This is a genomic window from Colwellia sp. 12G3 (assembly GCF_002836775.1).
Lineage (GTDB): Bacteria > Pseudomonadota > Gammaproteobacteria > Enterobacterales > Alteromonadaceae > Colwellia.
In genome coordinates this window covers 321,844-339,961 of the sequence record NZ_PJAQ01000043.1, presented here as the reverse complement: position 1 = coordinate 339,961, position 18,118 = coordinate 321,844, and the positions used below count along the sequence as shown (strand labels likewise).

At 37.7% G+C, this 18,118-nt stretch carries 10 protein-coding genes; 1 reads left to right on the top strand and 9 read right to left on the bottom strand.

The window, feature by feature from the left end:
• Nucleotides 1-269: 269 nt before the first annotated feature.
• Complete coding sequence (gene hflX / locus CXF71_RS11535) at nucleotides 270-1,619, top strand: GTPase HflX (RefSeq protein ID WP_101233090.1); 1,350 nt, start codon at nucleotides 270-272, stop codon at nucleotides 1,617-1,619.
• A 109-nt stretch (nucleotides 1,620-1,728) separates the two neighbouring features.
• Here the strand turns inward: hflX and CXF71_RS11530 are convergent, their stop codons facing one another.
• The 9 genes from CXF71_RS11530 to CXF71_RS11480 form a co-directional block, all read right to left on the bottom strand.
• Nucleotides 1,729-2,157, bottom strand: coding sequence for a hypothetical protein (locus CXF71_RS11530; RefSeq protein ID WP_101233089.1), 429 nt, complete (start codon nucleotides 2,155-2,157; stop codon nucleotides 1,729-1,731).
• A gap of 266 nt (nucleotides 2,158-2,423) precedes the next feature.
• Entirely contained in the window at nucleotides 2,424-3,506 is a 1,083-nt protein-coding gene (locus CXF71_RS11525; RefSeq protein WP_101233088.1) for an alkaline phosphatase D family protein, read from the bottom strand.
• Nucleotides 3,506-4,678 carry a sulfatase-like hydrolase/transferase gene (locus CXF71_RS11520; RefSeq protein ID WP_101233087.1) on the bottom strand — a complete coding sequence of 391 codons (1,173 nt, stop codon included), beginning with the start codon at nucleotides 4,676-4,678 and terminating at the stop codon, nucleotides 3,506-3,508. The genes CXF71_RS11525 and CXF71_RS11520 overlap by 1 nt, the downstream gene beginning before the upstream one ends.
• Nucleotides 4,679-4,777: 99 nt before the next feature.
• Nucleotides 4,778-7,066 (bottom strand): TonB-dependent receptor domain-containing protein, encoded by a 2,289-nt coding sequence (locus CXF71_RS11515; RefSeq protein WP_101233086.1) that lies wholly within the window; start codon nucleotides 7,064-7,066, stop codon nucleotides 4,778-4,780.
• A 633-nt stretch (nucleotides 7,067-7,699) separates the two neighbouring features.
• Entirely contained in the window at nucleotides 7,700-8,404 is a 705-nt protein-coding gene (locus CXF71_RS11510; RefSeq protein WP_157826743.1) for a substrate-binding periplasmic protein, read from the bottom strand.
• Between the two features lie 483 nt (nucleotides 8,405-8,887).
• Nucleotides 8,888-10,705, bottom strand: a complete 1,818-nt coding sequence (locus tag CXF71_RS11500) for a nitrilase-related carbon-nitrogen hydrolase (RefSeq protein ID WP_101233084.1) — start codon at nucleotides 10,703-10,705, stop codon at nucleotides 8,888-8,890.
• A 707-nt stretch (nucleotides 10,706-11,412) separates the two neighbouring features.
• The gene (locus CXF71_RS11490; protein WP_101233083.1) at nucleotides 11,413-11,784 is read right to left on the bottom strand and encodes a VOC family protein; all 372 of its coding nucleotides are present in this window, start codon (nucleotides 11,782-11,784) and stop codon (nucleotides 11,413-11,415) included.
• Nucleotides 11,785-11,960: 176 nt separating this feature from the next.
• Nucleotides 11,961-15,878 carry a translocation/assembly module TamB domain-containing protein gene (locus tag CXF71_RS11485; protein ID WP_101233082.1) on the bottom strand — a complete coding sequence of 1,306 codons (3,918 nt, stop codon included), beginning with the start codon at nucleotides 15,876-15,878 and terminating at the stop codon, nucleotides 11,961-11,963.
• On the bottom strand, nucleotides 15,875-17,695 hold the full coding sequence (locus CXF71_RS11480; RefSeq protein WP_101233081.1) for an autotransporter assembly complex protein TamA: 1,821 nt from the start codon (nucleotides 17,693-17,695) through the stop codon (nucleotides 15,875-15,877). Before CXF71_RS11480 ends, CXF71_RS11485 begins: the two co-directional genes overlap by 4 nt.
• Nucleotides 17,696-18,118: the final 423 nt, after the last annotated feature.

The following is an 18,118-nucleotide window of genomic DNA, read 5'->3' as shown; positions in this document are numbered from 1 at the left end:
TGTCCAGTAAACTAGCACTGATATAAAGCCTTAATAAAAATATCAGCAGCAGTGCTCGCTGTTGCATTTGTTTTTGTTTCTAATGCCCATTTGATCTTTATAATGTGCCCTTAACCTCCATTAAGTAAGAAATAACGTAATAGATTGGGGATTAGTTTTCTATTGCTCTATAAAGCTAAGCTATAACAGCGTAGGATCAATCTACTTTAGATAAAAACTTAGGTTTGCACTTATACCCATGGGTATTCGGTGCACTAACATAAAAAATTATGCAACTAACAGCAAAAGCATCACTCACTAACGCTTTACTTATTTCTATTTGTACTCCTGATTTTAAAGGTGATGAGGCAACAGAATCACTGGCAGAGCTTGCGCGTTTAGTGACTACACTCGGCTTTAAAGTAGTCGGCACCCAGTCACAAAAGCAGAGTTCGACTAAAAAAGTGAATGTACTGGGTTTAGGTAAACTGGCAGAAATAGCACACCTTACCGGTAATCAAGGTGTGGTTGACGGCGAAGACGATGAAGACTTTTTTGAAGAATTAGTTGATGAAACAGACTTTAGTGATATCCAATCAGACAATCTTCCGTTTGCTTGTGCTGATGTGGTGGTCTTTGATTGTGATTTAAGCCCCTCTCAGCTGCGTAATGTTGAGAATCAATTAGGCGTAGAGGTTTTTGACCGTACCGGCATTATTATTGAAATATTTAGTCGCCATGCCCGTACCAAAACCGCGAAATTACAAGTCGAAATTGCTCGCCTTAATTATGTAGCGCCCCGACTTCGTGAGTCATCATGTGGTGATAAAGAACGTCAAATGGGTAAAGGTGCTGGCGAAACTACGCTAGAGCTAAATCGCCGTGCAGTGCGCGATCAATTAGCAGAACTTAAACGCGAGTTGGCAAGTGTTCAACATGAAATGAAAGGCCGACGTACCCAACGTTCTGAGCTTTTTTGTGTCGCTTTGGTTGGTTATACCAATGCAGGCAAGTCATCAATGATGCGCGCGATCACCGGAAGTGATGTTGAAGGTGAAAACAAACTTTTTGCGACACTTGATACTACGGTTCGTGCATTGTACCCAACGACTCAACCGCGAATATTAGTGTCAGACACGGTTGGTTTTATTAAAAAGCTACCCCATGATCTAGTCGCCTCATTTCATTCAACCCTAGCAGAGGCACATGATGCTTCATTACTATTATATGTAGTAGATGCCTCGGATCCTTCATTTCGTTCACAACTTGATGTAGTGCATGGGGTATTGGAAGAAGTGGGTGTTGAGGACAGTAAAAAATTGCTGATACTAAACAAATCAGATCAATTGAGTACAGAGCAACAACAAGCACTGATGGAAGAATTTCCTGAAGCGATGATGACATCAACGCGTAACCCTGATGATGTTAGCAAATTACACCAATATATCGTTGAAGTTGCGCACCAGGAGATGATTGAAGAAGAGATAATTGTCCCTTATACCGCTAAAGGCATCATAGGTGAAATTCGATCGAGCATGAGTGTTACTAAAGAAGAATATGAATACAGTCATATTAAAGTCACAGTACGCTCAAACGCAATTGATTTAGCACGATTGAAAAAGCGCATGCTGAGTTTATAAAAAAGTTTGCATGAGTTAAGTCTGAAAATATTGTAGGCCTACTATTTATCGATAGAGGGCCTTTTTTGTTATTGGCTGAAATTTAACTACATAGTTAGCCGAGGTAAACTTAAGAAGTCTTTAGCGCAATAGCCTCTCTTGGAGTGGACATACAAAGTCTTAGCCAAGTATTCGCACTCAGATTATCAAAGAAAAAACGATGTTCCACGCCAGCCTCAATGTAAGCTTTTGTACACATGTCCTGAGTGGCTGAGGGAGTATTGGCATACTGCAAGTTAATAGCAACAGCACGTACTTGCAGTGTTTTTAAATAGTTGGTGAAGTATGCCATCGCTTCAGGTGTCGCAAGTGCCTCATCGCGGAATATGACTAAACAGGTATAATTGTCGATGTTTAGCTGTGGCCTAAAAGACGCTAACCTCTTTGCCATAAGTTCAAAAAACTCAGTATTACACGGCCCTTCAATATCCATAGAAATCAGGTCATTATCTAGCTTGATATCGAGACTTCCGTGTGGATAAAAATGAGGTTTCAGCATGTCATTCTCAAAAAGAAATAAAAATCAGATACAGTAAATTTAATAATATCAACAATGAGTTAATGTTACTCTGAAGTTAATATACTACCGATCTTCATTAAGTTCTAATTTTAAATAATTATAGCTAAAACAGTACTATAGCCGTTATCAATCAAGATGCATGTTTGAGAGTGCTTGAGCAATTTACTTCTCATTGAAATCTTGCATCCTCAATGGTAACGGGTATACATAAGAAATGTTACTTACTCAAACCTATATTTTATCCTTTATCCTTTATCGTAAGGACTGATGGAAGATAAAGAGATGACTTGTCGATTAAAAACCTTACCATCAACTTCTTTTAAGCTCAGGGTGATTTTTGGATCGACTTGTTGCCAATCAATCAGTAATTCACCGTAATTTACTTTGCTAATAAAATCCCCTACACGATGTATATTGGGGCTTACTTCTTTCCATTCTTCAGTTAAACCAGAGCTAGTCACTTCCCATAGTGGGTAGTCTAGATCAGTTGTTACCTTAGACATTTCTCCCCAATGGGTATCGCCACTAATGATAATAACGCCATTGACCTGATATTTTTTAATTAAGGCAAAAAGACGCTCTCTGTCATGAGGGAAATTTGCCCAAGATTCCCAACCGGTAAATTCAGGCAATAACTGTAAACTTGACGCAATTATTTTAATTTTGGATGGTTTTTGTAATTCGATTTCTAGCCACTGCCATTGGGTTTCACCTAACATTGAGGCATTTTTTGCTAAGTTAGGACTGTAAGGTCCCATATTTTTAGCCTTTCGTTTTGTTTGGTAATCGTACTTACCTACAGTAGTGAGGGCATCTCTGTTCCAACGTAAGTCAGGTAAAATAACATGCACGCTATTATTTGATTCGCCATACAGGTAAGCGGTGTAAATACCGTGTTGTTGGGTATAGCGGGGAGAATTTTTTGGCTCTTGCCAAAAATCTAACATTAATTTTCTTGATTGTTCTTTTTGTGCGTACTCTTTCCCCGCATCATTTTCACCAAAGTCATGATCATCCCAAATGGCGATGGCTGCCGTACTTAAGCGTAATGCTTGAATATCTGGGTTGTCACCTAACCGTTGATATTTATTGGCCATGTCCTGCATGTTTTCAGTGTCACCATAAATATTATCACCCAGAAAAATGAATAAATCAGCAGCCTCATTATTGATAGACTTTAAAATGGGCATGTCTTTATCTTGATTTGAGCATGAGCCAAACAGAATTTTATGTGGCGTAATGTCTAATTGAGATAAGGATGTTGCTTGAGCTGTTATGGAAAGACTCAAAGTGGCGGTGATAATTAGTGAATTGATAGAATGCTTCATTAGAAAACCTCTTTGATAATTGAACCAGTTTGGGGGTTGAATGCTTTGGGATCTTCACCTAACAAGGTTAACGCGGTAGCTGCAATTTGTTTTTGTTTAACCTCTGTTGTGGTTTGTATTTCACCGCGGGCATTAACACCAGGTCCCATAGCAGCAAACCAAATGTTTTCAGATCCAATTATGCCATTGGGGAATGAATTAAGATTTTTCATAGTAGTTTGTACGGCTAACTTTGAGGCATGGTGTTGCCAATCATCGCTATTACTACCTCGGCCATGATCGGTCGTTATCATTAAAACTGTATTGTCTTTATAGCCAGATGTTGTTTGCAGTGTGTGCCATAAGTCAGCGATAAAACTATCGGTTTGATGTGCAGAGGTAAGGTAGCTATCGTAATGGCCATCATGGGCAAAGTCATCGGTTTCACCAAGAGAAATTATCATTACTTTAGGCTTAACGGTTAATAAATAGTCTTTAGCGTAACGATAAGTAAAGCTATCTAAACGGACATTATGCCAAGGGCTAGGAATTTCTTTTTGTAAGTTATTTAGCAGTTTTGCTTCGTCAGATAAAGGGTAACCCTTAGCAGAGTCAAATCCGGCGTTAATATGGAGCTGGCTACGTTCTTTATTTAAAATATAGGGAAATACATCCCAGCTACCAAATGCTGCCAGTTTTTGTTGATAACCGTCTTTGTTATTTAGCCATTCTAGAAAAGAAACTTGCGGGTTTAATATTTTGTCATTGCTGTTGATTGAGGTGTCGACCACACCGGTAAAAATTTCACTGTATCCCGGTGAAGAAAAATGCCAAGGGTTTGCAATAGAGATGTTTGAGCCGATATTACGGTTGCCAATGATCATACCTTCTTTGGCAAGCGTATTCCAAACAAAAGGCATCAATAATTGACGTCGTTTTTCTTCATTATTATGCCAAAATTTTTCTTTAACGTGATGACCATCACGAACAAATTTTTCATTATTCAGTAGAACAGGATCAGCGCCAGAAAACAGTTCTTGCCAGCGAAGTCCGTCTATTGTCACCAATATTAAATTTGTTTTTGTTGCAGCATTATTATCGGTATTGTCGGTATTGTTGGTATTAGCGTTTGCATTAACAGTGCAAGTTAAGCAGCTAAGCAATAGTATTATTTTAGAGTGGGTTTTAAGCATGTTTAGATCCATTATTGAGTAGTGTCAATGCAACAAGCCAAATAATTACCTGAACTATCGGTATTACTTGGCTTGTGCATCAATGGTTATTGTTAATACTTAGAAGTTTGCGGCAAAAGTCATCGATGCGGTGCGAGGAGCACCAATGAAGAAAGTTGTGCCGTTACCTGTTCCCGTTGATAAATAACTTTCATCGGTGATATTGGTAATAACAAAAGAGATATCAATAGAGCTAATTGTGTGTCCGCTAAATGGGATAAAGTAACCCGCATTAAAATCAAAAGTGGTGTATGACGGGGCATCACCACGTTCACCGGTATATTTACCCGAGGCACCAACACGGAAATCACCTTGGGTATAATCGCTTGACAGTACAAACATGTCGTCAACGGAATCTAGCACTTTATCACCCGCGCTAAATCCAGGGGCGTCACCTACATAACGCGAATCATTATTGGTGTATGATGAATACAAGTTCCACTGTTCATTTAAACGGTAGTTTACACTTATTTCAAAACCGTCTGACTCAATACCACCTACATTAAGGTATGAGCCATTGGTGCCTATGTTGTAATCAATGCCATCGGTATCACTACCGGGGGCAATGAAAGTAATTCTATTTTCAAAATCAATGGTGTAATAAGTTGCCGAGAAACTAATGTCATCATTATTATAACGTAGGCCTAAATCAATATTTTCAGCCGTTTCTGGTTCAATATCTTCAAGGGTTGAAGCATCTCGCTCTAACACACCGTCTTTAATCGCAGAGAAATTTTCACTATAACCGGCAAATAATTCAATGTTATTATTTACTTGGTAAATAGCACCGGTACTAAAGAGTACATCTGAGTCGCTGTTAACTTTTCCTGTTTGTTGACCGGTAAAACCATCAGTTTTTTCAATATCGACTAAATATTTTTGTACACCGAGATTCAGTGATAAAGCACCAAAATCTAGGGTATCTTGAAGATAGAACTTTAAGGTGTCGGTTTGAAATTCATTATTATATTGTGTCCAGTAAGGCGTAGCATCAAAGTGATGATAAACACGCGCATCAATAACTTTATGCCAATCTCGCGACTCAGTACGTTCATTTGATTCGGCCCATAAACCTAATTTAATATCGTTCATGGCAATAGACCATTGTCCATTTGCCGTAAAACCGACACGGTCTTTTTCATAATGGGTATGACGATATGACATTACGGGTACAGCGCTATCATTGTAGCAAGCAGGGTGCAAGGCTGAACCAGAATCCCATGGCCATGTAAAACTTTGCTCACATCCTGTTGCAGGAGCTAATGGCGTGCCATTTTGATCGGTAAATCCATAAGAAGAGTCTATTGAGCCGCCTTCAGTAACAGGGTTGCCTTCACTATCAACGGCAGAAACTAAATACGGAGGGATCCAATCACCTCGCCCTTTATTTTTATGAAAGTAGGGCGTGATCTGAAAAGAGGCATTGTCAGATAGCTGATAATCAAACTTTACATAAGCTAACGTATTCTCGCGTAATGTTGACCAACCCTCGGCAAACATTTGATCAAAATGAGGAGTACCTGTCCAGTTCCAGGTTAATTGATCCCAATCAGGTGTTTGATTAAACTGATCTATGCTAACTGAATTATAGTTATCTTCATCAGCATCATCATAAGATAAACGGCCAGTAATGCTTAAGTTACCTAGCTCAGTGATAAATTTGACTTCAGCGTGTTCTCTTTGCATACCCCCGTTTGAACCCTCACCAACCCAGCGACTTGTTGAGGTTGATGAATAGCTCATGTAAGCGTAGGTATTATCGAAAATTCGGCCGGTGTCATGGCGAATAAAATAACGTGAGGCGTCATGGTCGCCATCGGTATAAGCCATTTTTGTTGCTTGTTCAAACAAAGGGTCTGCACTAACAAAGTTAAATGTGCCGCCCAACGCTTCAAGTGACGCGGAAGAAATATCAGAAGTTCCTTGTGACACTTCAATGGTATTCATATTCTCGCTATCTAAATAACGGTTCGCTTTAGCACCACCACCATAGTTAGAACCACCATTTGGAATGCCATCAATCGTCATGCCAAGCTGTTGTTGATTACCATCAATGGTGAAGCCGCGCATGGTAATTGATGTTGACCAATCATCACCACCAAAGGCATCACCTTCATTGATACTAATACCCGGTAGGTTATCCATAATTGCAAGTATGCTACTAGCAGGCGATTGTTGTCTGACCATCGACGCTTCAATTACGTGGTTGGCATGTGACAGCTTTTTAGCAACTACAGTCACTTCTTCCATTGTCTTGTCGTTTTGCTGAGATTCAGCTGCTACGACAGGTAATGATAAAGCTGAAGCAATAGCTAAGGTAATAAGGTTTTTTGAATAGTGAAAAGTCATGTTGTCCCCGCAATATAGGTTTATTGTTTTAATTGCGGGGAAGTATGCTTAATGTTTATGACGAATTATCGATGAAATAATGACTTAATCATGACCGTTTGACTGATAATTTGTGACAGGCTTCATTAAACAAGTTTGTAAAAGTTAACTAATACCAAGTTGATTAAGTTCTTTCCCACTCAGCGAGAATTAAAAGGCTTAGAGGCAAGGCATTGATTGAAGAGAATGGTTATTCCCTTATCAAAATCAATAACGCAGCATGTAAACCTTTTAAACTCGCCCTCTGGGAGCTTTCTCGATGTTCACTAACATCGTTAAGTTTATTTGATTTAGAATGACTAAACCGAAACAAATTTGCCTTGTTATTGAACATCGAGCAGAGCTCTGAGTTGGGAAGAAATTTAATCAAATTGGTATAAGGTGTAAGTGAGTATTATTAGAAATTAAAAAATACGGAATACAGGATAATTTCGATGGGGGGCCGGTTTATTGGTTAAACACATTTAGCATCTAACTCAAATAATATCGTTAGCGATTAACGTAGAGAGTAGCGGATGATTGAACAGGGTGGTTGTAAAATGAGCGATAACTTGTATTGATAAGCGTTACTTTTGATACATCAAGGTTTAGCTACTATTTTCCAGACGACGACTTAACACGTCTTAACCCTTCATCAAGTAAACTCATCATTTCTTTGGTGTCATTTATTTTGCTAAAGGCAACATAAATATCGCTCTGATGATTTATCTGTCCTTGCTTAATTGATGAATGTTTCAGGCCCATATTGGTCATGGTATCTTTGGCAACTTCATCAAACATTATCGCCATATCTACTCTTTTTTTAAGAATAAGCTGAACAATTTGTTCCTGAGTTCCTACTCTTACTTCGTTGAATCTATGTCTGTTTTGTTGGAAAGTATCACCATATTCATAACCCAATATTAGAGCTATTGTTGTGCCATCAGGAATGTTGGTGGCAGATGAAAAGTCAAACACTGAGTCCTTATAATAATAATATGAAGCTTTTGCTTGTAATAGGTACTCTTCACCAAAGTTAAAAACACGCTCGGTGTTAGCTTGTTTGGTGACATTAAATGCACCATCGGCACTGCCAATTTTAACCATATGTAATGCTCTTGCATATGGAACGACTATAAATTTAACCTCAACATTTACCGCGTGATAAGCTTTTTTTATTATCTCTTTAGATATGCCATTTCCTTGGTTGTTAGAATATGGAGGCCAGCTGTTTTCAACCGCAAGAGTCACTTTACTGCTTGAATAACTACTAAAACTTATACTGGCAAAGATAAGGAAAAATACTAGACGTGCTATCATATTAATTTGAATGCCATAACTTATATACCCATTCCACTTGAAGATGCTCGTTGCAGGAAGTCTGAGCGATTCATAATCAAGGCACATTTTTTTATTAAGGGTCATTCCCTTAAAAACAAATGTAACGACGAGTATGATTTGCTCAGCCTTCCCCAAAGGGCAGGTTTATAAACGCTTTAAGCTGCGTTATTAATTTCGACAATAGAATAACTATTCTCTTCAATCAATGCCTTGCCTAAAGGCGTTTCTAATTCCAGCTGAATCATGCATCTTCAAGTGGAATGGGTATATATAGTGAAATGTAAAATTGGGAAAGATAATAGCGTTTAATTGCTTGAAGGTTAACATTTAATTACAGGAATATTACTTAAATGGAATATTACTTAAATGTTAACTTTATACAAGTTAGCCCTGTGTGCTGTTGTTTATTTACTTTAGTTACCTCTAATAGTGATGTAACTAAAGTAATTGGCAGCTAACAGTTTAGTCTGCACGCTTAGTACAAGCGGCAATAGGATGAATCACCGCTTTGGTAATTTTACCGTATTGAAGTTTAACGAGAGGTTGGTTGATATAACCGTTAAATTTTTGTTTTCTCCATTGAGGTAATAAGTCAGCTTGCGTGGTTAAGTTTGCGATTAGGCCTGTGGATTTTTGTACTTTCACCTTATTTTTACCATAGATATTATGAGTTATAGGCTCAGTTGGTAATTCATTAGCAAAGTTTTTTTCGCGACTGGCGGCGACAATGCAAATTCTATTTTCAGCAGCACGAGATAACAAACTATAGTCAACCTCGCATGGCTCTTGAATATCAAAAGGTACCAGTAATAAGTGAATGCCAGCTAAAGCGGCAACTTTGACTATTTCAGGTATGTTAGCGTCATCCGCTGTTAGCATAGCAAGACTAATTTTTCCTTGCTCTAAGGGCAATTCAATAATATTTAATTCATTACCAAGTTCAGTCCATTGATACCTTTGGCAAAAATGTAATTGCTGTTGTGTTGCTAATAAACCCTCTTTGTTTATTAGCACAGCCTGATGTTTTCCCTCAATGACTAAACTAGTACATAGGTATTGAAAAGGTCTAAGTACTGCGCTGACTTGCTCAATTAACTGCTGGCTCAATTTTGCGATATCGGCTCTCTGTGCAGAATCATTAATAATGGTTTTATCGGCGATAAAGAATAATTCAGGCAATTGGATAATGTCAGAGAGGTTGTTTTCAATGTACTGACAAACATCTTCAATGGCCTGCTCGTTAGACTTGTATGTGGCAAATATTGCAACATTGGCCGTTACTGGAACCTGATTAGCACTACTCTGGAGTGATACTTCATTTATCCGTTTCGTTTTCTTTATCACTGCGGTTAATGCTTGATAAAGTTGAGGACGTAATTGCGTAATAAGCGGTGTGCCATCTGGGCGGAATTTGTTGTTCAGTCCGCATTTTTTTCCGACTTCAGTCATTGAGTCAGTTTCAGATAAGTCTATGTCAGCATACACAAAACCTTCTTCATGGTTATTGAGCTGTGCTAGCACCTTACCATCGGGAGACACAATTTGGCTTTGACCCGAGCCAACATCAGTACTAGCAAGGAGGTCTTGTGGTTGTTCATGTGTTAAATCAAGGGGGATTAGTGCGCCAACTTTATTTGCTGTAGCTAAAAACACATTATTTTCGAACGCTCTGGCAGCATTATGTAAGTGACTTTGATCTAGTGCGAATGAATTTATTGAATTACACAGTAATTGTGCGCCGCCTAAGGCCAATACACGTGCTGCCTCAAAGGTCATGCTATCGCTGCCTATTAACAGTCCAAGTTTCCCCACGGGTGTTGTTATCACCTCAGGTACTTTACCCGCGCTAATGAAAAACTTACTTTCCAGTGCTGATAACGTTTGTTTGTCTTCTTGATGAATCAGTTTTCCAAGCGGAGAATATAAGCATGAGGTGACACTTATATTTGATTTATGATTTGACCGAGCTAGTGAGTCTTGCACATTTCTTCGTAAGGTTACATTGATGACAATGAAACAATCATGCTTTATCGCTTGCTCTGCGATGGCTTGTAAAAAGGGTCCATCAATAGCTACAGCCTCATCCCAGGCCTGATCATGATCGGCGTAACAAGGTTGAGTATGACCAATAGGAGTATTCGAAAAAAGGGTATTGCAATAGTGAGGTAGTACGATTAACGATGGTTGGCACGTTGCCGCCTCATTAATTATACGAATACAGCTTGCTAGATTGTTTTGTGTATTTGAAGAAGTGGCAAACTGAGAAACGGCTACACGCATTATTTATATTTCCAGGTAACTGATGGTTGTCGAATTTAGCAATGTAAACGTATTGCATTTATTGGTGAGATTTTACCTTAAAAATCTATTGGGAGGCTATTTAAATGGCCATTTTGTCGTTTAATATCAATATCAATATCGTTAAGTTTAATATCTTGTTGTTCATAGGAAATAATTAGAGGGTAGGTGCTTGATCGACCAATAGCAGGCTATTGGAATTGAGAGCAACGTAGACGTTGTAGATTAATACCATTTGAAGATAGGCAATTAATTAGTACAATTGGTATATACCCATTCCACTTGAAGATGCTCGTTTCAGGACGTCTGAGCGATTCATAATCAAGGCACATTTTTTTATTAAGGGTCATTCAGGAGAATGTGCTCCTGCATTCTCTAACAACACCATCCATGTAGCGTCCTTAAAAACAAATGTAACGACGAGTATGATTTGCTCAGCCTTCCCCAAAGGGCTGGTTTATAAACGCTTTAAGCTGCGTTATTGATTTCGACAATAGAATAACTATTCTCTTCAATCAATGCCTTGCCTAAAGGCGTTTCTAATTCCAGCTGAATCATGCATCTTCAAGTGGAACGGGTATAAGTAACGACAAGGATAATTAATACAAATTAGTTTATCCGTGTATTTTCAAGTAACGCGATAGAGAAAAACTCAAGCACAGCACTTGGCCATGCTTGATAAGCATCGCTTAACCGAAATGATTAAAAGCAATCTTATTACCATCAAAATCACGAAAATAGGCTCCATAGAAGACATCAGGAATACGTTGTCCGGGTTCTCCATCACAGCTTGCACCCAAAGCTATTGCCTTATGGTACATTGAATCACATAGTTCTTTTGAACCAGGAGCAATAGCTAACATATTACCATTACCACAGTTTTGTTCTTCTTCGTTATGTGGAATACAAATGGCCAGCATAGGCTCAGCCATGCTTTTACCAATAAATATAATGCGCTCCATTTTTACTAGGGTTTTCGCGCCAAGGGGTGCCAATAGTTCATTATAAAAGGCTTCTGACTTTTCTAAATTGGTTACACCTATAGTTGCATAGCTGAGCATATTTATTCCTTTTTATTATGATTAATGTTGTTTATGTTACAGAGATGATTTAACTACAACAGGTTAGTTAAATCATGTCAATAATCGTGGTCAAATTGCTACCATAGCTAATTATTTACCCCTGAGTTTTAGTGCATTACTGGCTATAATATTTGGGGATATTAAAACGAGAAGTATCAATCAATATCAAAAGAATAATAGACATCAGTTGATTGTTCAATGCCACTCACGATTTCTAACCATAATCGATTAAGTAAATAGAGTCTTACCGTTAATTCATTTACCGGCTCATATACGCCAACAGCATATTTTAAATAGACACGACTACCAATATAACCACTAATTGTTGCTTGTGTGGTATCGCCTTCGCCCTCAGTGTCTATGGCAATATTACTAATGAGGGGTAACTTCTCTAATTGATCAAATAAACCGACACTATTAGTGACTCCAAACCCAATCAGCATACTTGCTGCTGCAGTGCTATTGCCGCCACCAGAATCTAAACCACGTCCTCTGGCTAAATAAGACAACATTTCAGGTCCCTCCATCGTTGGTGTTGAGAACAGTTGCATATTTAATGTATTGGCTAAGCCCGTTATTTGAAGTCCAACTTCAATATCTTCTGCTTTTATATGTCTACTTGCGCGCAAATTATAATAAGGGTTAGTGATTGGACCGTTAAATGTTAATTCACCTTTGTCGATAGTTAGCTTTTGCCCATAAGCTTGGTATGTACCTTTGTCTGATTGAATACTACCGAAAAGTTGTAAAGGCTTTGTCTTATCCTGGCTTACTTGTAATTGGCCAAATAAGTGACTTTCTAGTCCTTGTCCAATGACTTTAAATGCTTTTTCGATATTAACTCTCACATTGGTTTCAATATCAAAACCAGATTTTTCTTTAAAAATTTCTTTACCTTGTTGATCAACAATAATTACATCATCACTAACAGTAATACTACCTTCAGGAACTTTTTCAATATTATATGTACCGTCTAGCACTTCTAGATTGCCAGTGATTTTAAGTGCTTTTTCTTTTAGTGAAAAATTTAATGTCGGTGATATGTTTACAACTAATTGTGGAGGAAATACCAGTGGTAGTTGCTTAGCGTTAAGATCTACATTGATAGTAAGATCATCTTGCCAAGCAAGCTGACCAATGAGCGTAGCCGGATTACCTTTTATTTCAAAACCACCAAGCATTGTTGCCTGATTATTATCAATTACAATATCAGCACTAATTTTCTCAAGTTTATTCGGGTTTTGGCTTAATAATAGCTCGCCACCATCCAGCGCTAAACTACCATTAATAAGTGGTTTTTTTAGCGTACCGTTAACCGTTAGCTTCGAGGTTAAATTACCCCGTAAATTAACTACGTTGCTAATTACGGCTTGAAACGGTTGTAAATCGAACTCATTGAGCTCTATTTCAGCTGAAATAGGGAAATCATCAACAAGGTTAACCTTTGAGTTGAGGTTAATGAGCACTAAGTCTTCAATATTATGTAACTGAAATTTACTTGTGAATTGCTTTTCGTTTAGGTTGAAAGAAAGCTCGCCTTGATGCCACTGAGTAATTTGTTGTTCACTATAATCGTCATATACTTTTATGTTACCGGCTGACAACAATAAATTAGCCTTTGCCGATATTGCTTGGTTAGGGGACCATAACGCCTTTACTTCACCTGAAATTTTACTCTTTAGTTGCATTTCCTTAGGTAAAATCAACTCGTCTATTAATGATAAATCGACATTTAGCGCTAAGGTTACATCACCAGTTTCACCTGCCCAAGTATCAAAAGGTAAACATATCTCAACACCTTTACCTTGCCAACAGTGTTTATCGATTAAAAGTTGCTGTTTTTCACCGTCAAAATTTATCGAAAAAGTGTCTTCATTACGCCAAGTTTCTTGTTGATACGTTAAGGCTGCGTGTTCAATAGTGCTTTGCCAATGGTTTAATGCTTCATGCCATTGACCAGATAATTTTAACTTTCCAGCAAGTTCACCTTGCCAATCAAGAAGTAATTGTTGCTGATAAAGATCACCAGACAAATTGAGCGCTATATCATCAATACTCTTTATGAAACTTTTCCCTGTTATCTCTAACAATTTATTATTTACAGATAATTGAGTTTTATGATGATTAAAAGGCTGATAAATTGCGTCTATTTTCAATAGTGGACTATAAAGTTGCTGCCAATGAATATTATTTAGCTTGGTATTAAGGGTAATAACGGGATCTTTTTTACTACCTTTTATCGTAAATTCACTGCTGATAGAGCCACTTGCCTCATGATACCAATGAGAGATATCAGCAATAAATAACTCGCCGTTAACTTGCCAGTTATTATCGTTAATTGTTTGCAGTGTTAATCGGTTCTTATTAAAGGCCATTAACAACTGACCTTGTGCTAGCTCACCAGATGAAAAGTAACCGGATTGATTTAAGGCTATATCACCTTGAATGAGTAACGCCGAATCATTAATGTGGCCAGAAATATCAGTATCACTTACAGAGAGCGACCAATGCGACTCTGACCAATTACCTGTGCTGGCTATTTTCCCTAGCACTCGACCATTGTTAACGTCAGGCAACATTGTTTCAAGAACGTTAGTTTGAGCTTCAGTGTTTATATCTTTGTTATCGTTAGTATTGAGAACAGTGCTTACCTGACTTTTTTCTGGAAAAACTAATGCTTTAAGGTTAATTTTGGGCAAGCTAAAGCCTGAAGAATCAGCAAATAACTGCCAACTTGTTTGTTCTGATTGAAAATCAATATTGCCGTTTACGCTCAATTGACTGTTAGAGTTTTTCTCATTGAATAGTAATTTTTTAAGGGTTATTAAACCTTGCTGGTGTTTAGCTGCAAAGTTTACTTGGGCATTTTTATAACCGTAGCTATTGATAAGGCTACTTACATTCATTGTTTGCTGAATTAAATCACCATTGACGTCTACGGAGAGTGATGTAGGCTCCCCATATTGTGATAAAGATAATGGTAGTGGTAATTTATCGGCTGATAATTGTACGCTAAAAGGTAGTTGAGGGTGCATTAAGTTAACGTGTGCTTGGCTGTTCAAAACGACGCTACCACTACTGGTAACATTCGCAGTTAAATCATCAAAGTCGCCTTGGAGTGATATATCTATTACGGAGTTATCCGCTTCAGACCAATGTGGTATTTTATGTAATTGTGCCGCTATGGTCGCATTTATTTTATAAGGCGGAATAAGTTGGCTGTTTAGGGCTACATGGTTTATTGCATAGTCGGGTGTTGAGGTTTGAAAGTTCGTTATATTAACCGTACTTTTCACCCAAGTACCACTAAGATGGTTTTGTTGATAGGGCCATTGTTCATTATTTTTTAGCGCGCTATTTATGTTTGTTTCATGATCGATAATGCGTAACTCATCAACGAACAATTGTTGAATGTTTAACGATATAGGTAAATAGATTGTAGGTAGCGAACTAAAAATAGTATGCACTGTATTTGCGGTATCTTTTACACTGTTTTTTACTGTAGTGCTTTGACTGTTGTCGCTATTTTCGAGTGCGATGGTTAACTTGCTAGCATTGGGGTGCAATATGCTAAATTGACTGGTTTTAATCGCGACTTGAGCGGTAAATTGCTCAATATCTAGCACCGTTTGATTAATCATCAAATGACTTTTTGTAAAATCTATTGCTTGCGCCTCAATAGCAAAGGGCATAACAAACAAACTAGCGTCATTATCTACTTTAGTTTTCTCTTCGGAATTTTCCTCGGCACTATTATCAGCATAAGTTAATGAAAAACTACTGACTTTCAAAGCATCAATACATAACGTTCTGCGCCAGCTGCAAGAAAAATCAATATTGGCGCTTAAATCGGTAACACTAAGCTCAAGATTGTCTAAGCTAAGATTAAATGAATGCAGTTCAATATCTCTAATTAATGCACCGGCCTTGTAGTCCAAACGAATGCCGTCAATGTTGTTCAGTAAACTAACTGTTAATCTTGTTCCCCAAGGGGTGGTCACTAAAATAGTGAATAAGCAAAGTAATAGGGTTAACCACTTTGTTATTTTAAAACTTACTCTTCGCCAGATCACAGTTCAGCGCCTAAGTTGATATGAAGTCGCCAACGATTTTTTTTGTCATCATAATCATTAATGCCATAAGCCGCATCAAGTTTTATCGCGCCCACAGGCGAAAGATAGTGTAAGCCTGTGCCAAAAGAATACACCGGCTCAAATTCGCCTTTATTGGCGGCACTACCTCCATCAGAAAACAAAGCAATTCGCCATTTATTGTTCAGGTAATATTGATATTCTAAACTTGCCACCATTAGTCGAGTACTACCGACAATAATAGGAACTGCTTGTTCGGGGTCGGAAGAGGAGGGGATTGTCGAACCAATAGATTGATATGAAAAGCCCCGAATACTTTGATCACCACCAGCATAAAAACGTAAGGATGGTGCTAATTCGGCATCCCTATCAACATAAATAGCCCCCAGCTCTGCACGTGCAACAAATCGATGGTTAGCGGCTAAGGTGGTAATATAATTCCATCGTCCATGTAAGCGAAAGAAACTATTATCTGATCCTGTTTTTAAATGAGCCCCTTCTATATTATACATTTGGCGAAAGCCTTCACTTGGATCTACTGGCGAACCTGAGCGTACTGTTTTTGACCATGTAATACCTGGAATAAGATAACTTGCAGCATCTAACTCGGACCAATCAATATTTGGGGCATTCTCATCAAGTTCATACTTCCAGACTTCTTTATGATAGCGAGTATAAAGTTGTCTTTGCCAATTATTGTTACTTACCAACCGACCAACTTGAGTTGAATAAAATTTAGTTTTTAGGTCTGCATAGTCTTCAGTTTCAATGTTAATTTGAAATTGCAGTAAATCACGGTTTGGGTGACTTAACGGAATGCTATAAATGAATTTACCCGTTGGATTTAATGGAGAATGTTCAAATTTAGTTTCTTGAAAGTGTCCATATTTATTAATTAAAGGAGTACGCCAAACCGCGGAAAGACGAAATTTGGTATCGGTGGCGTAACCAACACCAAAATCAAATTGATGGCTTTTAGCAGGCGTTAGTGAAACATTAATTGGAACAGAATATTTATGATGAATTTCATCTTCAATTTTGTCACCCGGCACTGCGATTATGCTGCTAAAATACTGAGTAGATTGCAGTTGATGTTGTAGTTGGTGAAAAGTGCTAGTGCTATAATATTCGTTGGGTTGAAAGGGAATTAATCTTGATAATAACTCAGGTTCCAAATCAAAATCATTAAAGTTAACGTCGCCAAATTGATACCGTGGTCCACTTTTATAACGCAAGGTAATATCAGCGTATTGAAATCTTTTTTTGACCGCTATTTTGTTATCAGTTAATTCACCATTGAAATAACCACGTTGTAAAGCTAACGAAAGTAAATCAGCTTTTAAAGCTTCATAATTGCCATGATGAAGCTGCTCTCCTTGTTTAATTTTATTATTTTTAAGTAACGTTTGAAAAGCTGGATCCTGACTGGCGTCACCATCAACGACAATAATCACTTTATCCAACAAGGTAGGGGAGTTTAACGTAATGTTAAGTGTAAGCTGCCAGGGGGCTTGCTTGCTTTTGTCAGGACTTGTTTGATCGTTAATAACATTGATATGAATATCGGCTTGATAATAGCCTAACGCCTGCAGTGCCTGCTCGGTATTATCTTTGGCGCTATAAATAAAAGCAGAACGCTCTAGGTCAGTATCGGGTAATTTACCTAAATGAGAGAGGACATTATTATGAACAACTTTTGGCAGTTGACCACTGAGGGTTACCACTAAATTATTTGCGTAAACACCATGACTTAATATAAAAAGAATAAAGCCGCTTGTTAATATCTTGAAAGATAACATTATGCGCTGAGCCAATAATAAGTGGATATCATAATTCTAAGGGGGCTATTTTTATGCAAATGATTAATTAACTGTATTTTTTAGTTATTATCGCATAAATATAAAAGCGACTATAGCTCAATGAATCTAATTACCTATCTGAAAATCTTCAAATTCTTCTATCTATTTTTATATGCTAGTTGTACGTCAATTTCTCTCCCTTCAAAAGAGCATAACTAACGTAATACGATGTTAATTTGGCAACCTTATTTGGTCGAGGGAATAACTAAATATAAATATATTTAACGTGCGTGTTATCACTCAAGCTGTTTTAAATTTAAAATAGCTAAAATCAAACTGTTAGCTATAATTTATTTGTTTTCATCTGAGAATTCTATAAAAATCGATCTTAATAGGAGCATCAACGTAAAAAGATTTTTTGCT